10 protein-coding genes are annotated in these 10,155 nt (G+C 60.6%); 2 read left to right on the forward strand and 8 right to left on the reverse strand.

The window, feature by feature from the left end; genetic code table 11:
- Window positions 1-75: 75 nt before the first annotated feature.
- The 7 genes from sigX to ppsA all read right to left on the reverse strand — a co-directional run bounded on the left by sigX (window position 76) and on the right by ppsA (window position 7,123).
- A complete protein-coding gene (gene sigX, locus OC610_RS04580; protein ID WP_025212681.1) occupies window positions 76-666 on the reverse strand; it encodes an RNA polymerase sigma factor SigX in 591 nt (196 codons plus the stop codon).
- A gap of 91 nt (window positions 667-757) precedes the next feature.
- A complete protein-coding gene (locus OC610_RS04585) occupies window positions 758-1,582 on the reverse strand; it encodes a mechanosensitive ion channel family protein (protein ID WP_003199523.1) in 825 nt (274 codons plus the stop codon).
- Window positions 1,583-1,584: 2 nt separating this feature from the next.
- Window positions 1,585-1,830: a hypothetical protein gene (locus tag OC610_RS04590; RefSeq protein ID WP_014337331.1), complete on the reverse strand. Its 246-nt coding sequence runs from the start codon at window positions 1,828-1,830 to the stop codon at window positions 1,585-1,587.
- A gap of 63 nt (window positions 1,831-1,893) precedes the next feature.
- On the reverse strand, window positions 1,894-2,889 hold the full coding sequence (locus OC610_RS04595) for a zinc transporter ZntB (RefSeq protein ID WP_264426725.1): 996 nt from the start codon (window positions 2,887-2,889) through the stop codon (window positions 1,894-1,896).
- A 24-nt stretch (window positions 2,890-2,913) separates the two neighbouring features.
- Window positions 2,914-3,405 carry a ribonuclease E activity regulator RraA gene (gene rraA, locus OC610_RS04600; protein WP_264426726.1) on the reverse strand — a complete coding sequence of 164 codons (492 nt, stop codon included), beginning with the start codon at window positions 3,403-3,405 and terminating at the stop codon, window positions 2,914-2,916.
- A 126-nt stretch (window positions 3,406-3,531) separates the two neighbouring features.
- Window positions 3,532-4,521 (reverse strand): lysophospholipase, encoded by a 990-nt coding sequence (locus OC610_RS04605; protein ID WP_264426727.1) that lies wholly within the window; start codon window positions 4,519-4,521, stop codon window positions 3,532-3,534.
- Window positions 4,522-4,747: 226 nt separating this feature from the next.
- Window positions 4,748-7,123 (reverse strand): phosphoenolpyruvate synthase, encoded by a 2,376-nt coding sequence (gene ppsA / locus OC610_RS04610; protein WP_264426728.1) that lies wholly within the window; start codon window positions 7,121-7,123, stop codon window positions 4,748-4,750.
- A gap of 184 nt (window positions 7,124-7,307) precedes the next feature.
- Between ppsA and ppsR the strand changes: the two genes are divergently transcribed.
- On the forward strand, window positions 7,308-8,126 hold the full coding sequence (gene ppsR, locus OC610_RS04615; protein WP_003199510.1) for a posphoenolpyruvate synthetase regulatory kinase/phosphorylase PpsR: 819 nt from the start codon (window positions 7,308-7,310) through the stop codon (window positions 8,124-8,126).
- A 147-nt stretch (window positions 8,127-8,273) separates the two neighbouring features.
- On the opposite strand, the gene OC610_RS04620 is transcribed toward ppsR, so the two are convergent.
- A complete protein-coding gene (locus OC610_RS04620) occupies window positions 8,274-9,119 on the reverse strand; it encodes a type 1 glutamine amidotransferase domain-containing protein (RefSeq protein WP_264426730.1) in 846 nt (281 codons plus the stop codon).
- 98 nt (window positions 9,120-9,217) lie between these two features.
- Between OC610_RS04620 and OC610_RS04625 the strand changes: the two genes are divergently transcribed.
- Complete coding sequence (locus OC610_RS04625; RefSeq protein WP_264426731.1) at window positions 9,218-10,114, forward strand: LysR family transcriptional regulator; 897 nt, start codon at window positions 9,218-9,220, stop codon at window positions 10,112-10,114.
- Window positions 10,115-10,155: the final 41 nt, after the last annotated feature.

Genomic DNA, 10,155 nt, shown 5'->3' on the forward strand with positions numbered 1-10,155 from the left:
GTCCCGCAAACCGGGGGACAACTCGGCGGCAAGTCTATCAGAACTTGCCTACACGTAAGAGATATTTGCGCCGAACTAAGTTTCGGCAATGCCCGCAAATTTCTCACGCAGCTTATCGAGCGCGCGCTTGTAACGCATTTTTGTCGCGCTCAAACCCATATGCATTATGTCTGCGATCTCTTGGAATTCCAGCTCTGCGACAAATCGTAGCACCAGGATTTCCCGATCGATCGGGTTCACATACACAAGCCAGCGATCGAGCCCACCCTTTTCCTCGGGCTTGGGCGCCTTTTCTTCAGACGCTTCCTCGAGGGGGTCCAGGCTCAACGCGTCCATCAAGCGACGCTTTCGCCGTTCCTTTCGATACTGCGTGATGCATTCGTTGTAGGTGATGCTATATAGCCACGTCTTGAACTTCGATTTCCCCTCGAAGTTCTTCAAGCCGTACAGCACCTTCAACATCACCTCCTGACAGACATCATCAGCATCGCGATCGTTCCCAAGGTACCGTGCACAAACGTTAAATAATGTTCTCTGGTAACGCCGCATCAGTTCTTCGTAAGCGCGTGTTACGTGGAACAGCTCCGTATGCGCGCGCGCGACCAACTCCTCATCAGAGAGATCACGGGGGTCGTAGCGCGTGGATAGCGATTGGGGTTTGTTCAAAACAAGTCGGGCCGACAGTCTAGGTCAATGTGCGCCGCAATCCGCCATGACAGGCATTTTGCGGCGGCATACATTAGCAGGATTTGCCGGGTTAGCGGCTACTCACATGCTGTTCCAGCAGGATCCGATTGGAAAGCGACACCAGCTCGCCCTCCTCGGTCAGCAATGTGGTTTTCACCGTGCCGATCTCTTCGATCTGGCCTTCGACCTCGCCAACACGCACTTGTTGCCCAACCTCATACAGCTCACGCACATAGATTCCCGCAAGAATCTGGCCGGCAATTTCCCGGCTTCCCAACCCCATTGCCAGCGCAACCGCCAGACCAACGGTAATCAAGACAATCACGATCACATGGTTGAGCAGGTCTGTCTTGACCTCCAACTGACTGATCGCGACCGAAATACTGATGATGATCACCAGGCCCTGGGCGATTCGCCCCACGCCGGCGGCGTAATCCAGACCGACGCCTTCGGCGGCGCCGCGTACCAACCCGTTGGCCAGTTGCGCCAGCAGCACGCCGACCAGCAGCACCAGCGCGGCACCGAAGACTTTCGGCAAATACAGCGCCAGCATGTCGAGGGTCGCCGAAACGCGCTCCAGACCAAGGGATTCAGCGGCGGAAACCAGGAATATAAGCAGCACGAACCAATAGACGATCTTGCCCACCAGCGTCGAGATTGGCACCTGGATGCCGCCACGGGACAAGAGCTTGGTCAGGCCGGTGCCGCCCATCAGGCGATCAAGACCCAATTTGGCAAGCAGTTTGGACAGCAGCGTGTCCAGCAGCTTGGCCACGACGAAGCCCAACAACAGCACCACCAGGGCGCCGAACAGATTGGGAATGAAATTAGCCACCTTGGTCCACAACGCGGTCATTGCCGTGACGAGGCTCTGGGTCCAGAGATCGAGTTCCATATTCAGTCAGCCTTATCAGCGGTGCGAGTAACAGGTTTGCGACGGGAAACCGGCGAGACGTGGGCCGACCCGTTGTTCAGGGCGATCATCAGCGCGGGCAGCCAACGGCCCAGCAGGCTGAACAGATCGCCGGCGCCGACCTGGCGGTTGGCGGTTTTGAGTACACGGCCCAGGCAGGCGTCATCGTCCCGGCTGGACGGCGAGGCCTTGAGCATATCGCGCAAAGACTGTTCAAACGGATCGTGCATACGCACCTCTCGTGATGTCTGTGGAAGACGCGATCAAATTTCGTCGGGTCACATGAAATCCCATCACACCCAACGCAAACGCCGGAACAACCACCATTGTCCCAGGGCCACGCAGACCATCAACAGGCAAGCGACCACAAAACCGTAGGGGCTCTGGGAAAACGGGATGCCGCCGACGTTGATGCCCAGCAGCCCGGTCAGAAAACTCATCGGCAGGAAAATCCCGGTGACGATGCCGAAGCGGTACATGGTGCGGTTCATGCGCACCGAAAGACGCCGGTCCTCGGCCTCCAGCACAAGCCCCACGCGCTCTCGGGTCAATTCCAGCTCTTCGAGGTAACGGGTCAGGCTGTTGTTCAACTCGTTCCAGTAATCGCCATCGTCCTCGACGAACCAAGGCAATTTGATCCGCGACATCTGTCCGAAAATGTCCCGCTGCGGCGCCAGGAATCGCTTCAGTCCGGCGGCCCTTCGACGGATGTGCAAGATGGCGTCATGCTCGGGGGTATACCGTTCGTCGGTGTCGAGTTTTTCTTCCTCGCCGTCGACGATGTCAGACAAGCACATCACCAGGTCCTGCACTTTGTTGGTCAGGTATTGCGCCATATAAAGGATGAGTTCCGACGCCGTCTTGGGGCCCTTGCCCTCGGCCAGCTCGGCCAACAGCTCATCGGTGGCGCGCAATGGCCGCAGCCGCAGGGAAATCACCCGCTGGGCAGCGGCGAAAATGCGCACCGAGACCATGTCTTCCGGCTCCGCGCCCGGGTTCAGGTTGATCCCCCTCAGAAACAGCAACAGTTCGGCGTTGGGCAGCGGCAACAGGCGTGGACGGGTGTTTTCCTCCAGCAGCAGATCGCAGTTGAACTCACTCAAGCCACTGGATTTGCGCAGCCACGTGTGGGTCTGCGGATGACTACGATCCCAATGCAGCCACAAGCTTTCGTGGGCCTGCAGCTGCAGATCGTCAAGTTCGGTCCGGGCTATCGAACGCGCGCCGCCTTTTCCATCCAGCACCAGGGCGTGCACCAGCCCCCATTGCGCGTTTTCTTCCTCGAACATCCTCATCCCTTATGGTCAAGACGCTTATTCAGGCATTTTCAGCGGGCTTGGCGAGACGATCACGCCATTGTTGTCCGCGTAGACATATTCGCCCGGACGAAACGTCACGCCAGCGAAGGTCACTGCCACGTTGAGCTCGCCAACGCCACGCCGATCAGTCTTCATCGGGTGGCTGGCCAGCGCCTGGACGCCAAGGTCGGTCTGGGCAATGACGTCGACGTCGCGGATGCAACCGTAGATCACCAGCCCTTCCCAGCCATTTTTCGCAGCCTTTTCAGCCAGCATGTCGCCCAGCAGCGCCCGGCGCAGGGAGCCGCCACCGTCGACCACCAATACTTTGCCCTTGCCGTCGAGTTCAACCTGCTCCTTGACCCGCGAGTTGTCCTCGAAGCATTTGATGGTCACGATTTCACCGCCAAAGGAATCGCGGCCACCGAAATTGCTGAACATCGGTTCCAGGACTTGCATCAGGTCCGGGTAGGCATCGCACAGGTCGGGCGTGAGGTAATGGTTCATCGAACAACTCCTGCTGGGCTTGAACGTCTGGTTGCATGAACAACCGTTTGTGACCGGAACAACGTAGCGCGTCATATCTTAGCCGCAAGCCGACCAGAGCGAAATGCCCCTGGCCAGAGCCTGGCGTCAGACCGCCTCGGCCAGCCTGGGCTGATCCGCCGGCAATGACGCCTGCTGGTCTTGCAGCCAGCGCGCCACCAGCGGCCAGACCTCCGCTTGCGCGGCCTTGCTGACGAGCATTTCGACATGGCCAAAATCACCCGTGAAGCCTTGTTCCCGCCCCAGGCAGACAAACTGCTTGTGCTCGGAACCGATCTGTTCGAACAGTTTGCGACAAGCCCAGGTGGGATCCTGGTGATCGCCGGCCGCACTCACCGCCATTACCGGCACCTGCACCTCGGCCAGGCCTGCCCACCAGTTCTTCTCGGCGTCGCCGAAACGCCCGAACAGGCCATACCAACGCATGCTCTCCAGGGCCAGGCCAATGGGCTCGTCCTCCGGGCCGCGCTTGAGCCTGGAACCGGACAATTGCGCGAAACGCTTGAGAATGAAGCGTCCGCTCCATTCCACCGGCGGGATTTTCAACGGCCAATAGGTGCGGCTGACCTGGGTGCCAAAAAATGCCGCCGACGCCACGGCGGGCTCGCCCAGGTAATGGCCGCCCAGGGCTGCCGCCAGGGTGATACCGCCCAGGGAATGGCCGATCCAGTGTGGCACTTGTCCACTTTGTTCGCGCACAAAGGCGCCGATCACCGGCAGGTCATACCGGGCGTAGTCGGCCACGCGGTTGTTGCGATAGCCCTGGTTGCGCTGGGACAAGCCATGGCCGCGCATCTCGGGGATCCAGACATCGAAGCCCAGGCGTGTCAGGTACGCCCCCAGGCCAAGGCCCTTGGGCGAGTACCAGAACCGCCGGTTGGAAAAACTGCCGTGCAACAGGATCACCGGGACACCACGGCTTTCGCCGGCATCGGCCATGCCCAGCCGGGTGACGGCCAGCTCGACGCTGTAGTCCGGGCTGTTGCCGGGCTTGAGGCGATAGACATCTTCGCTCAGATCACCGCGCCGCTCGGCGCTGATCAGGGCGACAGGAAATAGATTGCTGCTGCTTTGCATAATCTTCTTGCACAAAAAAGGGCGGCTTCCAGATGGAGCCCGCCCTACTTCAAATCAAAAGGGACTGGGGAGACGCACAGCCATAGAACTGTGGGAGCGAGCTTGCTCGCGATAGCGGAGTGTCAGTAGCATTAATTTTGCTGACCCACCCAATCGCGAGCAAGCTCGCTCCCACAGGGATTTCGCTTAACTGACTGGCATCAGCCTACCAAGCCCCTTCACTCGATCAGACCGCAGCCTGCCCCTCAGCCAGGAAGAACCAGGTTTCCAGCACGGAGTCCGGGTTCAACGAAACGCTTTCGATGCCCTGCTCCATCAGCCACTTGGCCAGGTCCGGGTGGTCCGAAGGGCCCTGGCCGCAGATGCCGATGTACTTGCCGGCCTTGTTGCAGGCGGCGATGGCATTTGCCAGCAGCTTCTTGACCGCCGGGTTACGCTCGTCGAACAGGTGCGCGATGATGCCGGAGTCGCGGTCCAGGCCCAGGGTCAGCTGGGTCAGGTCGTTCGAACCGATGGAGAAGCCATCGAAGAACTCGAGGAATTCCTCGGCCAGGATCGCGTTGGACGGCAGTTCGCACATCATGATCACGCGCAAGCCGTTCTCACCACGGGCCAGGCCGTTTTCCGCCAGCAGGTCGACCACCTGGCTCGCTTCGCCCAGGGTCCGCACGAACGGCACCATGATCTCGACGTTGCTCAGGCCCATCTCGTTGCGCACGCGCTTGAGGGCGCGGCATTCGAGCTCGAAGCAGTCGCGGAACGACTCACTGATGTAGCGCGAAGCACCACGGAAGCCCAGCATCGGGTTTTCTTCTTCCGGCTCGTAGAGCTTGCCGCCGATCAGGTTGGCGTATTCGTTGGACTTGAAGTCCGACAGGCGCACGATGACCTTTTTCGGCCAGAAGGCGGCCGCCAGGGTGCTGATGCCTTCCACCAGCTTCTCGACGTAGAAACCGACCGGATCGTCGTAGCCGGCAATGCGCTTGTCGACGCTGTCCTTGGTTTCCTGCGGCAGGCCGTCGTAGTTCAGCAGTGCCTTGGGGTGCACGCCGATCATACGGTTGATGATGAATTCCAGGCGGGCCAGGCCCACGCCGGCGTTCGGCAACTGCGCGAAGTCAAAGGCGCGGTCCGGGTTGCCGACGTTCATCATGATCTTGAACGGCAGCTCCGGCATGGCGTCCACGGAGTTTTTCTTGATGTCGAAGCCCAGCTCGCCTTCGAAGATGTAGCCGGTGTCGCCTTCGGCGCAGGAAACGGTCACGCCCTGGCCATCCTTGAGCAGCTCGGTGGCGTTGCCGCAACCGACCACGGCCGGGATGCCCAGCTCACGGGCGATGATCGCCGCGTGGCAGGTACGGCCGCCGCGGTTGGTGACGATGGCGCTGGCGCGCTTCATCACCGGTTCCCAGTCCGGGTCGGTCATGTCGGAGACCAGTACGTCGCCGGCCTGGACCTTGTCCATCTCCGAGACGTCCTTGATGATCCGCACCTTGCCGGCGCCGATGCGCTGGCCGATGGCGCGGCCTTCCACCAGCACGGTGCCGGTTTCCTTGAGCAGGTAGCGCTCCATGACGTTGGCCTGGGTGCGGCTCTTCACGGTTTCCGGACGGGCCTGCACGATGTACAGCTTGCCGTCGTCACCGTCCTTGGCCCACTCGATGTCCATCGGGCACTTGTAGTGCTTCTCGATGATCATCGCCTGCTTGGCCAGTTCGCTGACTTCGGCGTCGGTCAGGCAGAAACGCGCGCGATCGGCCTTGTCCACATCAACCGTCTTGACCGAGCGACCGGCCTTGGCTTCGTCGCCGTAGACCATCTTGATGGCCTTGCTGCCCAGGTTGCGGCGCAGGATGGCCGGGCGGCCGGCTTCCAGCGTGCCCTTGTGGACATAGAACTCGTCCGGGTTCACCGCGCCTTGTACGACGGTTTCACCCAAGCCGTAGGCGCCGGTGATGAACACCACGTCACGGAAGCCCGACTCGGTGTCGAGGGTGAACATCACGCCGGCAGTGCCGGTTTCGGAGCGGACCATGCGCTGCACGCCGGCGGACAGGGCGACCAGTTTGTGGTCGAAGCCCTGGTGCACGCGGTAGGAAATGGCACGGTCGTTGAAAAGGGAGGCGAAGACTTCCTTGGCGGCCCGGATGACGTTTTCCACGCCACGGATGTTCAGGAAGGTCTCCTGCTGGCCAGCGAAAGAGGCATCCGGCAGGTCTTCGGCGGTGGCCGAGGAGCGCACGGCGACGGCGATGTCGGGGTTGCCTTCGGACAGCTTGGCGAAAGCGGTGCGGATCTCGGCGTTCAGTTTCTCGGGGAATTCGGCTTCCATGATCCATTGGCGGATCTGGGCACCGGTCTTGGCGAGGGCATTGACGTCGTCGACGTCCAGGGCATCGAGCGCATCGTGGATCTGCTGGTTCAGGCCGCTCAGTTCCAGGAAATCACGATAAGCCTGGGCGGTCGTGGCGAAGCCACCTGGCACCGAGACGCCGGCGCCGGCGAGGTTACTGATCATCTCGCCCAGGGATGCGTTCTTGCCCCCCACATGCTCTACATCATGGACGCCGAGCTTATCGAGGGAAACTACGTACTCTACCAAGGTGATCTCTCCACTAACTGTGTTGGAAAAGCTCAAGGCACCGACGGCTCCAGGGGAGCGCTTGCCGGCGATATGGCCTGGACCTGGAAAATAAGTGAGAATGCGGGCCACGGGCGGCCGGCAAATCGCGCCTATCATATCCAAGAATCGTGACTAGCTCACTAGCTTAAGGCCCAAGGCGCAAATGAAACGATCTGCTTTCTTTATCTCCGACGGCACCGGCATCACGGCCGAAACGCTAGGCCAAAGCCTGTTGGCACAGTTCGAAAACATTACCTTCGCCAAATTCATACGCCCGTACATCGACAGCGTCGACAAGGCGCGGGCCATGGTACAGCAAATCAATAAAGCCGCCGAAACCGACGGTTTCCGGCCGATCATCTTCGACACCATCGTCAATCAAGACATCCGTGAGATTCTTGCAACGTCGAATGGTTTCATGATCGACATTTTTTCCACGTTCCTGGCGCCCCTGGAGCAGGAGCTGAGCGAGCATTCTTCCTACTCGGTCGGCAAGTCCCACTCCATTGGCCACAACTCCAACTACATGGAGCGGATCGAGGCAGTCAACTTCGCGCTGGACAACGACGACGGCGCCCGCACGCATTATTACGACAAGGCCGACCTGATCCTAGTGGGCGTGTCGCGGTGTGGTAAGACGCCGACGTGCCTGTATATGGCGATGCAATTCGGCATCCGCGCGGCCAACTATCCGCTGACCGAAGACGACATGGAGCGCCTGCAACTGCCCAGCGCCCTGCGCGCCCACCAGCACAAGCTGTTCGGCCTGACCATCGACCCGGACCGCCTCACCGCGATCCGCAACGAGCGCAAGCCCAACAGCCGTTACTCAAGCTACGCCCAGTGTGAGTTCGAAGTGCGCGAAGTGGAAAACCTGTTCCGGCGGGAGAATATTCCCCATATCAACTCCACGCATTTTTCCGTGGAAGAGATTTCGGCGAAGATCCTGGTGGAGAAAGGGGTGGAGCGCAGGTTCAAATAAACCCGCGACACTACAAAACCCTGTGGGAGCGAGCTTGCTCGCGATTGCGGTTCGCCAGCAGCATTAGTGTTGGCAGAAACTCCGCTATCGCGAGCAAGCTCGCTCCCACAGGTGAGTCTTTCACAGGGAATCGGTGGTGTTCTTGAATCAGCGCTTCAACCGCTTGACCAGCGCCTGCCCCACCTCCAGCGCCGACGCCGGGTTCTGGCCGGTGATCAACTCCCGATCCATGACCACATGGGACGTCCACGGCGACGTATTGCTGCTGTATTGGCCGCCCGCCTGTTGCAGCGCGGTCTGGGGATAGAATTTCATTGCCCCGCCGCCCAGCAGTCCCTTGGCCAATTCCTCTTCCTGATTACTGATCACCGTCATCTTGTACCCGGCGTAGATCCAGCCGGACTGAGCCGAAGCCTGGCCCTTGGTGGCCAGCTGGCCGACGAAGCCGTTGGCATCGGGTAGCGTCGACAACAAGGCTATCGGCCCGTGGCAGACCAACGCGGTGGTTTTGCCTTTCTCATGGAAATGCGTCAAGACCCGGCCCAGCGGGGCGCTGGCGAGCAAATCCTGCATTGGCGCGTGCCCTCCGGGAATGTACAGCGCATCGAACCGATCCAGGCCCATTTGTTCGGCACGGGTCAGGCTGATCACCGGTGACTCCTCGGGCGAGGTGATTTTTAGCTGGGCCAGCAACGCCTGGTAGCGCTCAAGCTCCGCCGCATCGTTATTGAAATACATCTTGTCCACCGAGGAGCGGTCCAGGGTCGGCGCCTTGCCCCCGGGCGTGGCAAAGGTCACGCGGTGGCCGGCATCCAGCAATAGTTTCACTGGCTGGAGCAACTCGTTGAGGTAGAACCCGGTGGAGAAGACCTGGCCATTTTTCAGATCCAGATGATCGGCGTCCGACAGAACTACGAGCACGTTGTCGGCATAGGCCGCGCCACTGATGCCTGCCAGAACGACAGAGGCTGCCAAGGTAGTGAGCTTTTTCATGATGACTCCGCTTCGATAAAAGTTGTACTCACTGTATTGATGCGCCTGCCGGCGACAAACTGACCGCAAGGAACATCACTTGGCCTCTGGAGGCAACAATGGCCCGTCGATTCGATTACCTGGCCGATGTGGAAGCCTTCGTCACCGTCGTGGAAAAAGGCACCCTCAGCGCTGGCGCCGTAGCGCTCGGGACCACGCCATCGGTCCTGAGCCGCGCCATCTCGCGCCTCGAAGCCCGGCTCGGGGTGCAACTGTTGCGCCGCACCACCCGGCGGCTGAACCTGACCGATGCGGGGACGTTGTACCTGGAACAGTCGCGCTCGGCCTTTGCCCTGATTGACGATGCTGAGCGGCGGATCCAGGGCCAGGACGGCGTGTTGACTGGTCGCGTGCGCCTGAGCGTGCCCACCACCTATGGTCATTACCGCCTACCGGCGCTGCTGTCGCGTTTCGTCCAGGCGTGCCCGCAGGTACGAGTCGAGCTGAGCATCACCAACCGCAATGTCGACCTGGTGGCCGAAGGGTATGACCTGGCGATTCGCCTCGGTCCGTTGCCGGACAGCGGATTGGTTGGCCGCAAACTGGAAGACGCCCGCCTCTGCCTGGTGGCCGCGCCGCGCTACCTGGAGCGCGCCGGGACGCCCCTGCGCATCGATGAACTGGCCGCCCACGCCTGCCTGCCCTTCGTGATGCCCAGCAGCGGACGCATCGCGCCGTGGCTGTTTCGCGAAAACCAGGAAGACCGGGAATGGTTGCCGACGGGCAATGTGCAGGTGTCCGATGATGTGCTGGGCATTGTTTCCCTGGCACAGGCTGGATTGGGGGTCTGCCAGACCTATGAATTCATCGTCCGGGAACGAGTCGAGCGAGGGGAACTGGTGGAATTGCTGGAGGACTTTGGCGGGCGCAGCCGACCGTTTTCCATCATCTACCCACCCCACCGACAGTTGCCTGCGGCGGCACGGGCGTTGATTGATTTCCTGGCGGAACAATAGGTGGTAAACGCCACCCCCTGTGGGAGCGAGCTTGCTCGCGA

The organism is Pseudomonas agronomica (assembly GCF_025917275.1).
Taxonomy (GTDB): Bacteria; Pseudomonadota; Gammaproteobacteria; order Pseudomonadales; family Pseudomonadaceae; genus Aquipseudomonas; species Aquipseudomonas agronomica.